At 71.9% G+C, this 17533-nt stretch carries 17 protein-coding genes; 7 read left to right on the top strand and 10 right to left on the bottom strand.

Annotation, left to right across the window (positions count from 1 at the left end; translation table 11 throughout):
• Positions 1 to 7: 7 nt before the first annotated feature.
• The 6 genes from ACTU3I_RS07245 to ACTU3I_RS07220 form a co-directional block, all read right to left on the bottom strand.
• Positions 8 to 868: an ABC transporter ATP-binding protein gene (locus ACTU3I_RS07245; protein WP_442924985.1), complete on the bottom strand. Its 861-nt coding sequence runs from the start codon at positions 866 to 868 to the stop codon at positions 8 to 10.
• Complete coding sequence (locus ACTU3I_RS07240) at positions 865 to 1740, bottom strand: ABC transporter ATP-binding protein (RefSeq protein ID WP_442924984.1); 876 nt, start codon at positions 1738 to 1740, stop codon at positions 865 to 867. Before ACTU3I_RS07240 ends, ACTU3I_RS07245 begins: the two co-directional genes overlap by 4 nt.
• Entirely contained in the window at positions 1730 to 2677 is a 948-nt protein-coding gene (locus ACTU3I_RS07235) for an ABC transporter permease (protein ID WP_442924983.1), read from the bottom strand. The genes ACTU3I_RS07240 and ACTU3I_RS07235 overlap by 11 nt, the downstream gene beginning before the upstream one ends.
• Positions 2674 to 3696 carry an ABC transporter permease gene (locus tag ACTU3I_RS07230; RefSeq protein WP_442924982.1) on the bottom strand — a complete coding sequence of 341 codons (1023 nt, stop codon included), beginning with the start codon at positions 3694 to 3696 and terminating at the stop codon, positions 2674 to 2676. The genes ACTU3I_RS07235 and ACTU3I_RS07230 overlap by 4 nt, the downstream gene beginning before the upstream one ends.
• Positions 3697 to 3719: 23 nt before the next feature.
• Positions 3720 to 5243 carry an ABC transporter substrate-binding protein gene (locus tag ACTU3I_RS07225; protein WP_442924981.1) on the bottom strand — a complete coding sequence of 508 codons (1524 nt, stop codon included), beginning with the start codon at positions 5241 to 5243 and terminating at the stop codon, positions 3720 to 3722.
• A gap of 144 nt (positions 5244 to 5387) precedes the next feature.
• Positions 5388 to 6722, bottom strand: coding sequence for an aminotransferase-like domain-containing protein (locus tag ACTU3I_RS07220; RefSeq protein ID WP_442924980.1), 1335 nt, complete (start codon positions 6720 to 6722; stop codon positions 5388 to 5390).
• Positions 6723 to 6843: 121 nt separating this feature from the next.
• Between ACTU3I_RS07220 and ACTU3I_RS07215 the strand changes: the two genes are divergently transcribed.
• The gene (locus ACTU3I_RS07215; RefSeq protein WP_442924979.1) at positions 6844 to 7197 is read left to right on the top strand and encodes a carboxymuconolactone decarboxylase family protein; all 354 of its coding nucleotides are present in this window, start codon (positions 6844 to 6846) and stop codon (positions 7195 to 7197) included.
• Positions 7198 to 7199: 2 nt separating this feature from the next.
• Here ACTU3I_RS07215 and ACTU3I_RS07210 read toward each other — a convergent pair whose 3' ends face one another.
• From ACTU3I_RS07210 to ACTU3I_RS07195, 4 genes are all read right to left on the bottom strand, one after another.
• Positions 7200 to 8459 carry an NtaA/DmoA family FMN-dependent monooxygenase gene (locus ACTU3I_RS07210; protein WP_442924978.1) on the bottom strand — a complete coding sequence of 420 codons (1260 nt, stop codon included), beginning with the start codon at positions 8457 to 8459 and terminating at the stop codon, positions 7200 to 7202.
• Positions 8456 to 9247, bottom strand: a complete 792-nt coding sequence (locus ACTU3I_RS07205; protein WP_442924977.1) for a hypothetical protein — start codon at positions 9245 to 9247, stop codon at positions 8456 to 8458. The genes ACTU3I_RS07210 and ACTU3I_RS07205 overlap by 4 nt, the downstream gene beginning before the upstream one ends.
• The gene (locus ACTU3I_RS07200) at positions 9244 to 10188 is read right to left on the bottom strand and encodes an ATP-grasp domain-containing protein (RefSeq protein ID WP_442924976.1); all 945 of its coding nucleotides are present in this window, start codon (positions 10186 to 10188) and stop codon (positions 9244 to 9246) included. The genes ACTU3I_RS07205 and ACTU3I_RS07200 overlap by 4 nt, the downstream gene beginning before the upstream one ends.
• 75 nt (positions 10189 to 10263) lie before the next feature.
• Positions 10264 to 11118: a sulfurtransferase gene (locus ACTU3I_RS07195; RefSeq protein ID WP_442924975.1), complete on the bottom strand. Its 855-nt coding sequence runs from the start codon at positions 11116 to 11118 to the stop codon at positions 10264 to 10266.
• A gap of 171 nt (positions 11119 to 11289) precedes the next feature.
• On the opposite strand from ACTU3I_RS07195, the gene ACTU3I_RS07190 reads away from it, so the two are divergent.
• From ACTU3I_RS07190 to mgrA, 6 genes are all read left to right on the top strand, one after another.
• Positions 11290 to 11868 (top strand): flavin reductase family protein, encoded by a 579-nt coding sequence (locus ACTU3I_RS07190; RefSeq protein ID WP_442924974.1) that lies wholly within the window; start codon positions 11290 to 11292, stop codon positions 11866 to 11868.
• Between the two features lie 110 nt (positions 11869 to 11978).
• Positions 11979 to 13070 (top strand): nucleoside hydrolase, encoded by a 1092-nt coding sequence (locus ACTU3I_RS07185; RefSeq protein ID WP_442924973.1) that lies wholly within the window; start codon positions 11979 to 11981, stop codon positions 13068 to 13070.
• Complete coding sequence (locus ACTU3I_RS07180; protein ID WP_442924972.1) at positions 13067 to 14299, top strand: acyl-CoA dehydrogenase family protein; 1233 nt, start codon at positions 13067 to 13069, stop codon at positions 14297 to 14299. The genes ACTU3I_RS07185 and ACTU3I_RS07180 overlap by 4 nt, the downstream gene beginning before the upstream one ends.
• On the top strand, positions 14296 to 15570 hold the full coding sequence (locus ACTU3I_RS07175; RefSeq protein WP_442924971.1) for an LLM class flavin-dependent oxidoreductase: 1275 nt from the start codon (positions 14296 to 14298) through the stop codon (positions 15568 to 15570). The genes ACTU3I_RS07180 and ACTU3I_RS07175 overlap by 4 nt, the downstream gene beginning before the upstream one ends.
• Positions 15567 to 16271: a hypothetical protein gene (locus ACTU3I_RS07170; RefSeq protein WP_442924970.1), complete on the top strand. Its 705-nt coding sequence runs from the start codon at positions 15567 to 15569 to the stop codon at positions 16269 to 16271. The genes ACTU3I_RS07175 and ACTU3I_RS07170 overlap by 4 nt, the downstream gene beginning before the upstream one ends.
• Before the next feature lie 56 nt (positions 16272 to 16327).
• Positions 16328 to 17404: an L-glyceraldehyde 3-phosphate reductase gene (gene mgrA, locus ACTU3I_RS07165; protein WP_442924969.1), complete on the top strand. Its 1077-nt coding sequence runs from the start codon at positions 16328 to 16330 to the stop codon at positions 17402 to 17404.
• Positions 17405 to 17533 lie beyond the last annotated feature (129 nt).

Below are 17533 nucleotides of genomic sequence, written 5' to 3'. Positions count from 1 at the left end.
CGTTCTGTCAGGGCGCCGAGGGCGCCGAGGGGGAGGCGAGGACGGGTTCTGCGGCGACGGCGGCGCGGAGCATCCGCCGCTCCTCGGCCGACGACGCGGTGCCGTCGATGGTGGGGACGGAGGACAGCAGGAGGCGGGTGTACGGATGCTGCGGCTCGGTGAGTACGCGCGCCGCGGGGCCGTGCTCGACGAGCCGGCCGCGGTAGAGGACGCCGACCGCGTCGGCGAGACCGGCGAGGGTGCCCAGGTCGTGCGTGATGAGGAGGATCGAGACGCCGCGCTCGGCTCGCAACCGCTCGAGGAGCTCGAGCACGTGGACGCGGCTGGCTGCGTCCAGCGCGCTCACCGGCTCGTCGCAGATCAGCAGGCGCGGTCCGGCGATCATGGCACGGGCGATCGCGACCCGCTGACGCTGACCGCCGGAGATCTGCCCCGGGTACCGCGGCGCCAGGTCGGCCGGCAGGCCCACGAGCTCGAGGGCTTCGCGAACGGCCTCGCGGATGCGAGCGCGCGGCTCGCGACGGATCTGGAGGGGCTCGGCGACCGACTCCGCGATCGTGCGGTCGGGATCCAGGCTGCGAAGCGGATCCTGAAAGACGTACTGGATGCCGCCGGCCCGACGGAACGCGCGGCGGCGGCGGCCGCGCAGGCCGGTGATGTCCTCGCCGTCGACGGCGATGGTGCCGGCCGCCGCGGGGACGAGGCCGAGGATGGCGCGGGCGAGGGTGGTCTTGCCCGATCCGGTCTCGCCGATGAGGCCGACGATCTCGCCACGCCCGACGGAGAGGTCGACCTCGTGCAGAATGGGCGTCTTGTGCAGGCGGCCCAGGGCGACGTCGAGCCCGCGCACTCGCAGCAGCGCGTTCATGCTGCGCCGCCCGAGAGGCGCTCGATGCCGTACCGCAAATGGCTGTCGCGAAGCGATCGAGTGTACGGGTGGGCGGGTGTGCGCAGGATGCCGGCGGTCGCGCCTTCCTCGACCACCACGCCCTCACGGAGCACATAGACGTAGTCGCACACCTGCGATACCACGGCGAGATCGTGGGAGACGAGCACGACGGTCAGCCCACCGGCCTGGCGGAGCTCGGCGAGCAGGTCGAGGACTTCGGCCTGCACCGTCACATCGAGCGCCGTCGTGGCCTCGTCGGCGAGGAGGAGCTCGGGCTCGGCGGCCAGCGCGATGGCCAGCAGCACACGCTGAAGCATCCCGCCGGACAGCTCGTGCGGGTACTGCGCGTACACCCGCGCGGGATCGACCAGGCCGAGTCGCTCGAGCGCGGCGATGCTCGCGCGGCGGGCGCCGGCACGCGAGTGACCCAGCCGCACTCGGAAGACCTCGTCGAGCTGGCGGCCGACGCGGATGGAGGGATTCAGGTAGGAGGCCGGGTCCTGGAACACCGCCGAGATGCGGGATCCCCGCACCCGGCGCCAATCGCGCTCGCGCAGAGTCGTCAGATCGAGCCCGTCGAACGTCAGCGATCCGGCGGTGCGGGTGATGCCGTGCGGCAGGATGCCGAGGAGCGAGCGGCACGCGAGGGTCTTGCCGCTTCCCGATTCACCGACGATGCCGACCGTCTCGCCGCGGTGCACCTCGAGGTCGATGCCGTGCACGACCTCCCGGCGACCTCCGGCGGCGGCGAGGCGGAGACCTTCGATGCGCACGAGCGGCTGCTCGCCGCGAGAGCGGGCGGAGCTCGGCTGCTCGGTCGTTTGCGGGCTCTCCAGGACACTACTGGACACCGGCGGGCTCCTTCCGGTCGACGGCGGACGGGACCGGGGCGGAGGTATCCGCCCGTCGCCCGAGGCGGAACAGGGCGAAGCGGTCGCCGGCTCCGGAGGCCTCGATGCGCGCGCGCCCCTGGTCGCCGCTGGTGTCGCGCACGGCGTCGGCGAGCCAGTTCAGGGCCCCGACGGTGGCCATGATCAGCAGCGACGGGATCAGAGGTCCGTACGGTCGCTGGTAGAGGTAGCCCAAGTCGCTGGCGAGCATGCCACCCCACGTCGCCTGCGGAGGCTGCACGCCGATGCCGAGGAACGTCAGGCTCGCCACGACGATGAGGCCGCTGCCGACGGCGTTGGCGGTGACGACCACCAGCACCGGGATGATCTTGCCCCACACGTGCACGCGGATGGTGCGCAGCGTGCTCGATCCGAACAGCTCGGCCGCGGTGTTGTACTGCGTGTGGGTGAAGCTCAGCGTCGCGGACCGCGTGATGCGGTAGATGCCCGGGGCCATGAGGATGCCGATGGCGAACATCGCCGGCTGCAGACCGTTTCCCAGGAGCGCGGCCACCGCGATGGCGAAGACCATGAAGGGAAGGGCGAGGAGTCCGTCCATGACGCGCAGCGTGATCCACTCCCACGCCCGGCCGAAGTACACCGACGTGATGCCGGGAAGAACGCCGAGCACGAGGCCGATGCCGACGGCCTCCACCGCGGTGAAGACCGAGAGGGGCGTGCCGGCCAGGAGCCGGCTGAGGACGTCGCGCCCCACGTAGTCGGTGCCGAGCCAGTGCGCCGCCGACGGGCCCTGGAGGACGGCGGCCGGATCCTGCTCGTTCGGCGGGTAGGGCGCGAGCGCCGGGCCGAACACGGCGAGCAAGAGCACCCCGACGAGGACGACGGATGCCAGCACGCCGGCGGGCGTGCGCAGCGCGGCGAGGAATCCGCGGTTCATTGCTGCCTCCGAGCGGACGGGCGAAGCGTGACCAGGAGAACGTTGACCAGCGCCGACGACGCCACCACGAGGAGGATGGAGACGAACAGCGCCCCCTGGACGACGGGCACGTCGCCCTGGAGCGCGGCCTGGGTCGTGAGGAGCCCGAGGCCGGGAAGGGCGAAGACCGTCTCGACGATCACTGCCTCTCCGATGAGCCAGGGAACGTAGGTGCCGAGCACGGCCAGGGCGGGACCCGAGCCGTTGCGCAGCGCGTGGACGAACACGACCCGGCTGCGGCTGAAACCGCGGACTGTCGCGCCGACGATGTAGTTCTCCTGCAGCGTCCCGACGAGCCCCGTGCGCAGCTGTCTCGCGACCGCGGCGGCGGGCGTGATGCTCAGCGCGATCGCGGGGAGGGTGATCGATCGCAACCACAGCCCGACGCCCTGCTCGGGTGGGACGTAGCCGCCGGAGGGGAAGATCGGGAAGACGACCGAGAACCCGACGACGAGGGCGACGGCGGCGACGAACCCGGGGATCGTGGAGAAGAAGGAGGCGAGGGCGGTGACCGCGCGGTCGACCCACCCGCCGTTGTTCAGCGCCGCGGTGATCCCCAGGACGGCTCCCACGACGGTGCCGATCAGGAGCGCGTAGAGCGCGATGCCGAAGCTCACCGGAAGCCGCGCGGCGATGCTGTCGATGACGGGGATGCGGGTGAACCACGAGAAGCCCAGGTCACCCTGCACGGCCGACAGCAGCCAGTCGCCGTACCGGACCAGGAGCGGCTGGTCCAGACCGAAGAACGCCCGCATCCGCTCGATGTCCTCGGGACGGGCGGTCTCGCCCAGCACCATCGACGCGGGGTCCTGCCCGCTGAGCGATCCGAGGGCGAAGATCGCGAACGTCGCGATGACCAGCACCGGCAGCACGACGGCGAGCGCGCGCAGGAGCGCGCTCGCCAGCGTCCGGGCGGTGCGCGCGAGGGAGGATGCGCGCACCGCCGAGACGGTGCCGGGTCGAACGGCGAGCTGGGTCACGGGGGCTCCGAGAATCGATTCCGTTACGGGGCGACGGTGACGTCTTCGAAGCGCCAGGTGTCGATGTGCCCCTGGAGCCCCGACACGTCGTCGGTGTAGGCGAAGAAGCGCGTGACCGAGAAGAGGAACACGTTCGGCATCTGCGTCACCGCCGTCGCCGTGGCGTTCTGGATCGCCGCCGGGTAGTCCGGGTCGTCCAGCGGCAGCGCACGGGCGGCGTCGATGGCGGCGGGGAGGTCGGCGGGGGTGTTGCGGCCGAGGTTCATCAGCCCCTGCTCGCCGAACAGCACCTCGAGGGACTGCACCGGCGACTGACGGGCGTTGAACTGGTCGAGCGCGAACGGGTACTTGCGCGTGATGTAGTTGTTCTCGCCAGGCGTCTGCGGAACGATCGTCGTGCGGATGTCGGCCGCGGTGAGCTGCTGCTGGATCTGCTCTGCGAGGGGCTCCTCCGCGTACACCGAGAGCTCGATGTCGATGCCGTCGGGGTACCCGGCCTCGGCGAGCAGCTCCTCCGCCCGCTCGGGGTCGTACGGGTACAGGTCGTCGAGCTCGTCATTGTGGGCGACGTAGCCGTCCGGGAACGGCTGCCACAGCGGCTCGCCGTAGCCGAAGTTGGCGACGTCGATGAGCTCCTGGCGGTTGAGCGCGTGGCTGATCGCCTGCGTCACCAGCGGGTTGTCGAACGGCGCCACGGTGTTGTTCACGTCGATCACCCGGACGGGGAGCACCTCCTGCGTGAGCACCTCGAAGCCGGCGGCCTCGACGTTCTCGACCTGCGAGGCGGGGATGCTGACGATGTTGTACTGCCCGCTCTGCAGGCCCGCGACCGCCACGGCGGGGTCGGGTGTGCGCTTGAGGACGAACTCGTCGACCGTGATGTGCTCGGCGTTCCAGTAGTCGGGGTTCTTCTTCAGCGTGGCGTGCGAGTCGGGGACGTATTCCTCGAGCACGAACGGTCCGGCACCCACCGGCTGCGTGGCCAGGCCCGCCGCATCCGCCTCCACGGCCGCGGGGCTGACGATCTGTCCGGTCTTGCCGGAGAGGAGAAGCGGGATCTGGAAGTCGGGCTGGTCCAGGACGAGTCGGACGTCGGTCGCGCTGTCGGCGACGATGTCGGTGACGACGGCGAGCTGGGCGGCGACGGTGGAGTCCTCTCCGTCGCGGCCGCGCAGCAGGCTCTCCCGGACGGCCTCGGCGTCCAGCGGCGTGCCGTCGGAGAACGTGAGCCCCTCACGTAGGTGGAACGTGACCTCGTTGCCGGTTTCGTTGTAGTCCCAGCTCTCTGCGAGGCCCGGGACGGCCTCACCCTGGGCGTCCTGCTCGGTCACGCCTTCGTAGACGAGGGCCAGCGCGTGCAGGTCGTTGCCGACGGCCGAGGTCACCGGGTCCCACGTGGAGGGCAGGTCCCATCCCCACGTGATCGTGCCGCCGGTCTGCCCGGCGCTGGAGGCGGAGGAGGCGGTGCCGGCGGATGCGGCGCATCCGGTCAGCGCCAGGGCGGCGGTCAGGGCCAGGGCGGCGAGGGTACGGGAAGGGCGCGTCACGGGCGTCAACTCTCGGGTGGGCGGCAGGGGCCCGCATCACGGGCCGTCGATTCAGCAAGCTAGCCGCGCGGAGCCGCGATGCTCCGAGAGTTGCGTTATGTTTCCGTTCCTTAAGTCACAAAACGATCATTTTACTGAACATAATCAGTCGAAGACCAGCCGCAGGTCCCCCGCGACGGCCCGGGCAACGGTGGCCGCGAGCTCGGCGACGAGGCTCGTCTCCTCCGGGAGCTGGGCGATCGAGAGGCGGATGACCGGCTGCGCGGGCGGGGAGGCATACGCGGCGGAGCCGCCCTCGACGACGATCCCCCGCGCGGCAAGTGCGAGCACCGCGGCGCGCTCGTCGGGGACGTCGACCCACAGCACCATGCTCCCCTCCCCCGCACGGGCGACCAGGCGCGCATTCGCGAACTCCCGGAGGGCGAGGGAGCGTCTCGTCGCGTAGTGCGTGCGCGCGCGGGCGACGTGGGAGGCGGCATCGGCGTCCTCCAGGAGCACGGCGAGGGCGTGCTGCAGGATGCGGCTGTTCGAGCCGATGCCTCCGCTGCGCGCGGCGATCGCGCGGTCGACGAGGTCGCGCGCTCCGCCGACGACGGAGGTGCGGAGATCGAGCCCGTAGGCCTTGCAGAAGCTCAGAACGCGCAGGGTCTGGTCGGGAAGGGCGTCGCCGAGCGTCCGCACCGGGACGCTCGAGAGCGGGCCGAGGGAATCGTCTTCGACGATCGCGACGTCCGTTCCCGTTAGTACGGCGATGAGCTCCCGTCGCCGCGCGGCGCTGAGCACCGACCGCGACGAGAAGGGCCCGCCGGGCTGCAGGACGACAGCGCCGGCGCCGCGCGCGACAGCCGCGCGAAGGGCGGCCGGATCGGGGCCCTCGTCGTCGACCGGCAGCCCGATGACCTCGGCTCCCATCTCCCGTACGAGCGTGAGGTACCCGGGAGGAGCGGGCTCCTCGACCGCCACCGGGCGATGGGGACGCACGACAGCACGCGTGGCGAGCCACAGCCCCTCGGTTCCGCCGCCCGCGGTCAGCCAGGCCTGCGCGGGAAACGGCCAGCTCGCTTCGACCGCGGCGCGGAGATCGCCCACCATGTGCTCGCGGCCCCAGGCATTGACGCCCGGCCGCGTCAGGCCCGCCGCCAACGCCTTCTCCAGCGACGGCTGCAACGAGACGTCGGGGCTCGCCAGCAGGAAGTCCACGGTCGACCAGCCGCGGAACACCGGTGCGGAAGCAGCGATCACGCGTGTGCCGCCGCGCCGGCGCGTCTCGATGAGCTTCTGCTCCCGCAGCGAGGCCCAGGCGTCGGCGACGGTCCCCACACTGACCTGCAACCGATCGGCGACCTCGCGGATCGTCGGCAGCCGCTCGCCGTCGGCCAGCGCCCCCTCGCGGACCAGGGCGGCGAGCTCCGCCGCGATCCCCGTCGCCGTACGCGCCGTCACGCGCTGCGTCCACGCGTCGACCACGGTTGTGTTCACTTCTGCCCCCGATATGCTCACCGCCCACCCTACCCACGCGACACCCGACACAGGACGACACAGGATTCGGTGGGAGCAGGTGAGGTCCGTAGCGTCGAGGGGAAACGAAAGCGAGGGCTCGATGACCGACTACTTCGACCGCGACGCGGACAAGACCTTCACGCGCGTCTACAAGCAGGAGACGCCCGACATCCTCGCGGCGTTCACCGCGTTCGACGCCTCGGTGTTCGCGAAGGAGGGCCGGGAGATCCCGCTGAAGTACCGCGAGCTCATCGCCCTGGCCGTCGGGATCACCACGCAGTGCGTCTACTGCATCGACGCCCACTCGCAGAAGGCCGTCGCCGCCGGCGCGACGGACACCGAGCTCGCCGAGGCGGCGTGGGTCGCGACGGCCATCCGCGCGGGCGGCGGATTCGCCCACGGCCGCCTGGCGTTCAAGCTCGCTCATCCCGAGGATCAGCCGCACACGCACTGACGTTACGGCGCGCGGAACCTCGAGAGGATCGCGACCTCGTCGTACGCGCGCCGGAAGAGCCCGCGCCGCTGCAACTCCGGCACCACGGCGTCGACGAAGTCCTCCAGTCCCGACGGGAACAGGTCGATCATGACGTTGAACCCGTCGGCGGCCCCGGCACGGAACCACTGCTCCATCGAATCGGCGATCTGCTCCGCAGTGCCGGCGAGGAAGCGCTGACCGTACCCGCCGAAGTCGCGCAGCAGCGCCCGGACGGTGGGGCGCTCACGCCGGATGCGGGACAGCAGCACGGCGCGGTATCCGTCGGACCATCCGGCTCCGGGTCGATCGGCCTCCTCGATCACCGAGGCGGGGAGCGGGCTGTCGAGGTCGACGTCGGAGAGATCTGCGCCCAGCGCCTTGCCGAGCTCGTGAAGGCTGTAGGTCGGGGGCGCCTGGTGCTCCCAGAAATCGAACCTCTCCCATGCCTCGCGCTCGGTGCTCCCGAGCACGAGCGCCAGTCCCGGATACACGCGCACCTCGTCGGCCGATCGCCCTGCCGCGACAGCCGCCTCGCGGATGAACCGCCGATGCTCCACCGCGTCGTCCGGGTCGGCGTCGATCGAATACACCCCGTCGGCGACGAGCCCCGCCAGGCGGAGCCCCGGCGCCGAGCCGCCCGCCTGCACGACGGCGGGACGGCCGGGAACGAGCGCGGGCATCTCCAACCCCGCCTCGACCGTGAGGGAGGGCCCCCGGTGCCGGACGACCTCATCGGTGCCGGCCGTGGCCCACAGCCTCTTCACCAGCGTCACGAACTCCTCGGCGCGGGCGTACCGCGCCGAGCGGTCGGGGAGCTCGGCGATGCCGAAGTTGCGCACGGCCTCGACGTCCCACGTGGTGACGGCGTTCCAGGCGAATCTCCCGCCCGTCGCGCCGTGGAGAGCCCACAGGCGGCGGGCGAGCTCGACCGGCTCGTTGAGCGTCGTCGATGCCGTGGCGACGAAGCCCAGGTGGTCGGTGACGGCGGCCATGGCCGGCACCAGCACGCTGGGATCGAGGTACTGCACCGGGCGGCTGCGCGGATCGGTGATCGCGGGGCGGTCGGCGAGGAAGAGCGCGTCGAGGAGGCCCCGCTCGGCGATCCGGGCGACCCGTTCCCAATGCGCCAGGTCGATGATGGCGCCAGGGGTGATGTCGGGTGAGCGCCACGCCGCCGGGCGCTGTCCCACACCGAGCACGTTGACGTTGATCGTCAGGTGCCGTCGCGCGGAGCCGGTCATGAGGCCTCCGCGGGGGCGGCGGCATCGAACCGCGCGCTCGCGCCCGGAAGCTCGGTCAGCACCGGCGCGGTGAGCTCCAGCCGTTCGCGGAGCGTCTGCGGCACCTGCGGGGCGCGGGGCCCGGAGGAGACGGCCGTCACGAACTCCTCCACCGAGTCCGCGCGCACGACCTCCGCCGCCCGTCGCCCGTCGAGGCTCTCCCAGACCGCGCCGCGCACGACGAGATCGACGTGTCGGTGCGGATCTGCGCCGGCGGCATCCGTCCCGATGTGGACAGGGAGGAGCTGGGGGCTGCTCGGGACGTTGAGGGGCCCCGCGACCGCGTAGGAGGAGACCACCCCGAGCCGGCGGATCGGCGCGACATCGGCGAAGTGCGGGGCATCCCGCCGGTCGGCGATGGTCTCCCGCGGCCAGGAGCGGAGGAGCTGCTGCACCACCCGTACGTAGTCGTCGGAGCGGGAGACGTCGGCGCCCGCCTCGTGCCGCCATCCGATGCGACCTCCCGACAGCTGGTCGAGGGAGGCGAGGCGCCGCGCGAAGTTGTAGGGGTGCCCGGCGGATTCGCCACGGGTGGCGAGCACGAACCATGCCGCGGGGAAGGCCCGCAGCCATCCGGCGACCGCCACTGCCGCGTCGAAGTGCCCGGCACCGGATTCCGGAAGCAGCAGCGCAACGGGCTCGACGTCGGCGAGCGCGTCGGACGCGGCGCGGAGGGCGCCCCGATCCACGCTCAGGCGGGCGCGCTCGGCGGGGCCGAGCGCGAGCACACGCAGCGGCGCCGCCGTCATCCGGCGACGGGCACGACGCCCAGCAGCGCGCCCAACCGCCGCGCGATCGCGCGCGGGCCGGATGCCGGGGCGGTGGCCTCGACGTCGGGGTTGTAGTTCGTGTTCGTGTTGACGTCGTAGGTCACGGTCCGTCCGTCCACGGTCTCGATGAACTCGATCCCCGCCACCTCGATGCCGTTCGCCGCGAGAAAAGCCTCGTACTGCCGCACGATCGGCGACGCGGCGTCGATATCGGGGCGGAGCGAGAACAGCGGCGGCGGCTCGGCGCCGTCGGCACCGGGAAGGGCGCACGCCTCGGCCGGGCACAGCTCGAAGCTCCCCGCACTCGTGTCGACCCGAACGGCGTAGACGAACTCGCCGCCGGCGAACTCGACCCGCGTCACGAAGGGAGCTGCAGCGGGAAGGAACTCCTGCAACAGCGTGATGCCGTCGGGCGAGGGCTCGAACTGGGGGCCGGCGACCCACGCGTCGAACTCCTCGTGGCTGTCGAACCGCCGGACCCCCAGGCCCTTGCCGCCCTGGTTGTGCTTGGAGATGAAGGGTGCGGCGAAGTCCCGCGCACGCCGGCACAGGTCGGCGGTGCCGAAGACGGCGGCCGTCCGCGGCACCTCGATCCCCGCCGCCGAGAGGGCGGTGTGCTGCGCGGCCTTGCTGACCTCCAGCTCGAGCACGGCGCTGCCGTTCACGACGGTGCGGCCGTGAGCCTCGAGCCACCGCAGCAGAGCGCGGCCGTATTCCTTGGACGCGGCGTGGTCCCGCGTGTGCGCCGACGCGCTCAGCCGCGACCAGAAGACGCCCTCCGGTGGCGGCGAGGACAGATCGACCGATCCGTCGGTGAGGAGCCACTCCTCCGCCGGCACCCCTTCCGCGTCGAAAGCGGCGGCGAACGGCGGGAACCATTCGGCGTTCTCGTGGATCACATAGACGCGCGGGTCGGTCATGACTCCACGCTAGGCACTGTTCGTCGGTCCCGGCGAGTGCGTCGGAACGCAGCGTCACGAAAAGGCTGTCGGTCCTCACCAGCCGCTGAATCGGTCGGACGGCGTGGGACCCACGGCGACCGGTCGCCCGGCGGCGTGCGCCCACTGGCTCCACGATCCGGGGAAGACGCGGGCTTCGACGCCCGCGTGCGCGAGGGCCAGGGCGCTGTGCGCGGACGCGATGCCGACGCTGCAATACAGCACGATCGGCCGGGCGAGGTCGACCCCTGCTCGCGCGAAGGTGGCGCGGATCAGATCGGGCGCCACCATCCGACCGTCCGCGGCGATGTGCAACGACGTGGGCACGTTGACGGCCCCGGGGATGTGGCCTGCTGCCGGCTCCGCACCCGCGGTCAGCCCGCGGTAGTGGTCGGGGCCGCGGACATCGACGAGCTGCCCCTCGGCGGGGGCGCGGGCCGCCTCCTCGATCGTGACGGTCCCCGGGTCGGCATCCGGAAGCTCTCCGCTGCCGCGCCGGGGCGCCACGTCACCGCGCTCGATCGGATGCCCCGCCGCGACCCAGGCGCGAAGCCCGCCGTCGAGGACCCCCACGTCCACGCCGCGGCGCCGGAGCAACCACCACAGGCGCGCCGCGGCGACGCCGTCGTTGTCGTCGTACGCCACCACCAGGTCGCCTGGGTGGATCCCCCAGCGGCGAGCGGACTCCGACAGGCCGGCGGCATCCGGCAGTGGATAGCGCCCGATCGCGGGGTTGCCGCCGGCGGCGAGCTCGGTCTCGAGGTCGACGTAGACAGCGCCCGGCAGATGCGCCGCCACGTAGGCGGGGCGTCCCTCCGGGATGTCGAGCCGCCACCGCACGTCGAGCAGCCGCACGGCGGTGCCCGCCGACAGGGCCGCCGCAACGTCTTCGACGCGAAGAAGGGGAGGCATGCGCAGAAGTCTGCGCGCCGCTCGGGCGATGTCCAGCCGGCCCGACACACGGGGCAACGCGCGGCAAACCGGCGCAATACGACGACATCCGCGGTGCGGAGATGTGTTCGGGATGACGGAGTGTGTCGCGCACGACCCTCGACCGCAGTGGGCGGGATTAGCGTCGTTGCTATGACTGCAGTCCCGCCGACGGCGCGTCCGTCCGACCCGGCTCCGCACCCCGTGCACGCGCTCGGGGGATCGGTGACGCCCGACGACTTCAAGGCCGTCTTCCGGGGCCACCCGGGCGGAGTCGCCGTCATCACCGCGGAGGGTCCGGACGGACCCGTCGCCCTCACCGCGACGTCGGTGTCCTCGGTGAGCGTCGACCCGCCTCTCCTGGTCTTCTCTGTCACCGCCGCGTCGTCGGCGGCACCGGCGATCTCGGCGGCATCGACGATCGTGGTGCACCTTCTCGATGCCGACGACATCGTCGTCGCCCGCACCGCCGCCACCAGCGGGATCGACCGGTTCGCCGACCGGACCTCCTGGACGCGGCTGGCCACGGGCGAGCCGGTGTTCACCGGCGTCCGCGCCTGGCTGCGGTGCGCCGTCGTGAACCGGATGGAGGCCGGCGGGTCCACCGTCATCGCCGCGCACGCGCTGCAGTCCCACGTGAATAGGGACATCGAGGCGGGGACGGTCGGCAACGCACTCGTCTACCACAACCGGGTCTGGCACCGCCTGGGTGAGCACTCGGCCCTCGACTGAGCGAGGGCACGGAAACGCGCGGTAACACAATCCGCGCCGACCACCCCGGACGAGGCATGCTGGCGGAGCCGGCGTGCGCCGGCATCTCGTCGTCTTGCCGAAAGCGTGCCATGCCCGATTCGTCCCCCCTCCCGTCCGCATCGCCAGCGCCGCAGCCCGGCAAGCAGTGGGTGGTCGTCGACACCGACACCGGACTCGACGACGCGCACTCCCTCCTCTATCTGCTGGCCCAGCCGGACGTGCAGATCCTCGGGATCACGACCATCTACGGCAACTGCTCGGTGACCGACTCGGCGCGAAACGTCGCCTACGTCCTGGATGTCGCAGGCCGGGGAGAAATCCCGATCTACGGCGGCGCGGCCGGCCCTCTCGAGGGCGAGGCGTCCATCGCGTGGTTCGTCCACGGCCATGACGGGCTCGGTGACCGTGGGTTCGAACGGCCGGAGCCGCGGCTGGCGGACGAGAGCGCGGCCGACTACCTCGTCCGCATCGCCAACGAGTACCCCGGCGAGATCGATCTTCATCCTCTCGGGCCGCTGACGAACATCGCCTTGGCGCTGGAGCAGGACCCGCAGCTGTTCCTCAAGTTCCGCTCCATCGTGCTGATGGGCGGTGCGGGTCCCTACCCCGCGCCGGGCGGCGCGACGATCACCGACGCCAACACCGCGAACGACCGTCTCGCCGCCGAGCGCGTGTTCGGCGCGGTCAACAACGGCAACCTCATCATGGTGGGCGTGAACGTCACCGCCCAGGCCGTGCTCGAGGAACACGTCACGGCGCTCCTGCTGGGCTCCGACCTGCCGTGGGCGCGGTTCGCCGGCACGGCGCTGGATGCTTACAACGACTTCTATCAATACAAGTGGGGCCGGCGCATCTCCTCTGCGCACGACGGGCTGGCCTCCGTGATCCTCCACCGCCCCGAGATCGTCACAGGGTGGATCGAGGGTCCTGTCGACTTCACGCCCTACGGCGCGTCACTCGCGACGCGCGTCGCGCTGACCTCCGACGGCCTCCCGCTGGTGTTCGGGACTCCCGAGGGGCCGAGCACTCGTGCGGTGACGAGCTTCGACCTGACGGAGTTCCGTCGGCGATTCGTCCACGCCCTCGCCTACGGCGCGACGAGGGGTCCGCTCGATCCCGCCGGGCGCCGGGCGCCCGCCGACTGGCCGGGCGGCGGCCCGTCGGGTGTCGAGGAAAGATGAGCGACGACCTCGGACCCACCTCCGCCGCCGACGCGGGATTTCCCGGAGGGGCAGCATCCGCGGTCGATGACGTGATCGCGCGGATCGCCACGGCGGCGGTCGCACGTGACGGAGATGGTGACCCCGACCGCGGCCTCGCCGCCGACATCCGCCGGCTCGCCGGCCTGGGCGTGACCGCCGCGCGCCTCCCGCGCACGGCGGGCGGATCCGGCCTGTCCTTCGCTCAGCAGGTCGAGCTGCAGGTGTTGCTGGCCCGCGCGGACTCGAACGTGACCCAGAGCCTTCGCACGCACACCACGTTCACCGACCAGGTCGCGCGCGCGGTCATCCGCGGTGAGGACCCGCAGTGGGCAGCCGAGATCGCCGCCGGCCAGATCTTCGCCGGAGCGATCACCGAGTCGGGAGAGGGCCGCACCGGCACAGTGGCCACCTCGCTGCGGACGGATGCAACCGGGACGCTGCGGCTCACCGGCGTCAAGGCGTACGCCACTGGAACCGGATACGCCGACTGGGTGTCGGTGCTGGCCTCCGACGACGACGGCCGGCACCTCGTCGCCACGGTGCGTGCCGATGCGGAGGGCGTGGTGCTGCGCGACGACTGGTTCGGCGTCGGGCAGCGGTTGACCACATCCGGCACCGCGGAGTTCACCGATGTCGCCGTCGACGCCGCCCACGTCGCCGTCGGGGAAGGGACACCGGCCGACCGGCTGGGGAATCTCGACGCCGTCATGCAGATCACCCACCTCGCCACCCTCGCGGGGATCGCCCTCCGGGTGCACGACGACGCCGTGGCCTGGCTGCGCGGCCGCACCCGCCACTTCAGTCATGCCGCGGCATCCACCCCCGCCGGCGACCCGCAGATCCAGGAGCGCGTCGGAGATCTCGAAGGCATCGCCGCGGTGGTGCTGGCCGCCGTCCGCGACGCCGCCCGAACGCTCGGCGACGACCTCGCCCTCCCCGCCGACGAGCAGACCCTCGCCGGCCATCGCGCGGTCACCCGTGCGCAGACCGTCGTGCCGTCCCTCGTCCTCCGGGCAGCCCAAACCCTTTTCGACCTCGGCGGCGGCTCGCTCGTCGATTCCCGGCGCGGTTTCGACCGCCATTGGCGCAACGCCCGGACGCTCGCGAACCACAATCCCGCGCATCTGAAGGCGCGGGCGCTCGGGGCGCGGTCGGTCGCCGGAACGGAGCTGCCGGAGATCTGGTACGTGGGGACGGGCACCCGGTGACCCCGGATCGGACGCTCGTGCTCGGCGCGAACGTGTACGACTACGGCACGGATGCCGGGGCGTGGCGCGCGCCGGGCGAGGACCCGCTGCGGGTGCTCGATGCGGAGTTCTGGCGCGACGCCGCCCGCACGGCCGAACGCGCAGGAATGCACGCGATCTTCCTCGCCGACTCCCCCGGTCTCGCCTCCAACCCGGCGATCCGCCCGAACCGGCTCGTTGAGCCCCTCGCCGCGCTCTCGGCCGTCGCGGCCGAGAGCGAGCACCTCGGGATCATCTCGACGGTGTCGACGAGTACGAACGACCCTGTGGAACTCGCCCGCCGGCTGCTCTCCCTCGGCGCGTACAGCGGCGGACGGTTCGGCTGGAACGTCGTCACCGGAGTGACCGGGAACGCGCTCGCCGACTTCGGCCTCGACGGCGAACCGAGCCGCGAGGCGCGCTACGAACGGGCGGAGGACTTCCTCGCCGCGTACGGCGGGTTCCTCGCCGCCGTACGGGCGGGGACCGACTACGTGCACGACGGCCCGTACTATCCGCGCACGCTCGCCCGCATGGAGCTCGGCGTCGCGGACCACGTGCGCGAGATGCTCGACGACGCCGCCCCGTTGATCGTGCAGGCCGGCGGGTCGCCGCGGGGCCGGCAGCTGGCTGCCGAGAGCGCCGACGCCGTCTTCGCCGCCGAGACCATGCGCGACACCGCGGCGGCGAACGCGGCCGACCTCCGCCGCCGAGCTGCGGAGCTGGGCCGGCCGGCGCCGCTCGTCCTCCCCGGCATCCACCTCGTCGTCGGATCGACGGAGGAGGAGGCGGAGCGGCGCTTCCGGACCATCCACGACCGCAGCCCCGAGGGCTACGTCCTCCGAAGGTTCACCGCCATGTTCGGGATCGACCCCCGGAGCCTCGACCTCGACGCCCCCGCCGTGGCGGAGATCGCGCGGCTCGCGGGCGACCCGGCGGCGGCGCCCGTGGGCTTTCGCAACGCGATCGCCGCGTACGGGGCGTCCGGGAACCTCAGCGTCCGCGAGGTGCTGCGTTACTTCGCCGGCTTCGGGCATCAGCTCTTCGTCGGGACGCCCGAGCGCCTCGTCGACATCATGATCGAGTGGGTGGAGGCGGGAGCGGCCGATGGGTTCAATCTGCTGTTCGACACCAACCCGTGGGGGCTGCGCGAGTTCGCCGAGCATGTGACCCCGGTGCTGCGCGCGCGGGGGCTCCTCGCCGAGGGCCCTGCCACCGGATTCACGCGGTGGATGCGGGAGATGCCCCGATGAGCGCCGTCATCCTGCGAGCGGGCGAGGACCTGCTGGCCGCGTTCGCCGCCGAGGTCCGCGGCTCGCTGGCAGCGAGACGCGCGTTCGGGAAGCGGCTCGACGCCGCCGCCGACGTGCTGATCCTCGGCGACGTCTCGGGGCCGGGGCCGGACCGCACGGTCGCAGCCGCCTTCCTCCTCGCGGTGACCGAGCGCCTCATCGTCGTGCCGATCGCCGGCGACCGGCAGCATCCGGTGAACCTCGCGCGCAGCATCTCGACGCTCAGCAGCCTCCACGGACGGCGGGCTGGGCTGGCGGCATCCGATGCCGGCCTGCTCTCACTCGTGTCGCACCTGTGGGAGAGCTGGCCGCTGACCAGCATCGTGGGCGACGCGGAGGCCGGCGTGTATGTCGACGACGCGCGGATCCTCCGGATCTCCCACCCCGGATATCCGGCGATCGGGGGCCCGCTCACCCTCCCCACGGATGTCGTCGACAAGCCGGTCACGGTCGCTCTCGGGCCCGGAGCAGACCCGCCGCCCGACGTCGATGTGGTGCTCGATCTCACCCACGTGGGCGAGCTCGACCCGAGCCTGCCGCCACTGACAGGCTCACGCGCAGCTGCTGGCGGAGCTCGAGCGGTTCTGGGCCTCGGCCCGTCCACGCCCGTGGCGCACGGTACTCGCGCATTCGATGGTGCCGGACGCCTCGACCAGGTGTGACAGTGCAGGTGTGACAGTGTGAGAGCGGCCGTGACCGGCCGCCGAAGGGAGAGACCATGTCCGATTTCGAGGTGCGCTTAGACGCGTCCGTCCCCGACATCCACCGCCCCTATGCGGCGGCCGCCGACCGGTACACCGGCCTCGCCTACCGTCGCGTCGGGCGCACCGGGCTCCTCCTTCCCCCGCTGTCGCTCGGCCTGTGGTGGAACTTCGGCGACGACCGTCCCTTCGCCACGCAGCGCGAGATCCTCCGGCACGCGTTCGACCGCGGGATCACCCACTTCGACCTGGCGAACAACTACGGCCCGCCCAACGGCTCGGCCGAAGAGAACTTCGGGCGGATGCTGCGCACCGATTTCAAGCCCTACCGCAGCGAGCTGATCGTGTCGACGAAAGCCGGCTGGTCGCACTGGCCGGGTCCGTACGGAGACTTCGGGTCGCGCAAGTATCTCGTCAACAGTCTCGACGAGTCGCTCGAGCGGCTGAGCACCGACTACGTCGACATCTTCTACTCGCATCGCGTCGACCCGGTCACGCCGCTGGAGGAGACGATCGGAGCGCTCGACGCGATCGTGCGGTCGGGGAAGGCGCTGTACGTGGGCCTGTCGTCGTACTCCGCCGAGCGGACGCGTCGCGCGACCGAGATCGCCGCGTCCCTGGGCACGCCGCTGGTCATCCACCAGCCGGCCTACAACCTGCTGAACCGCTGGGTGGAGGACGAGCTGGTCGGCGCCCTCGACGAGCTGGGGCTCGGTCTCATCGCGTTCACGCCGCTGGCGCAGGGCCTTCTCACGAGCAAGTTCCTCAACGATCCGGAGGCCTCGCACGCGAGCAACCGCTACTCCTTCAACGACCGGCACCTTTCGGAGTCGAACCTGGCGCGCGTGCGTGCGCTGAACGACATCGCCCAGCGCCGCGGGCAGTCGCTCGCTCAGCTCGCCATCGCGTGGCTGCTGCGCGACCGGAGTGTGACGTCGGTGCTGATCGGAGCATCCTCGACGGCGCAGCTTGATGAGAACCTCGCCGCGCTCGGAAACACGACCTTCAGCGACCAGGAGCGCGCCGAGATCGACGCGATCACGGCCGAAGAGGGCGACGCCGTGAACATCTGGTCGCAGTCCTCCGACCTCTGACGCCCTGGCCGGCGTCGGCCGGGGGTCCGAACTCCTCAAGAACCGGCTGCCGCACCGGCTCCCACACGCCCGATCCGGCCACACAGGCCCCGATCTTGAGGAGTTGTGCACGCCCCGCTCCGCGCCGCC

Source organism: Microbacterium sp. RD1 (assembly GCF_052220165.1).
Lineage (GTDB): Bacteria > Actinomycetota > Actinomycetes > Actinomycetales > Microbacteriaceae > Microbacterium.
This window is presented reverse-complemented; position numbering and strand designations above follow the sequence as displayed.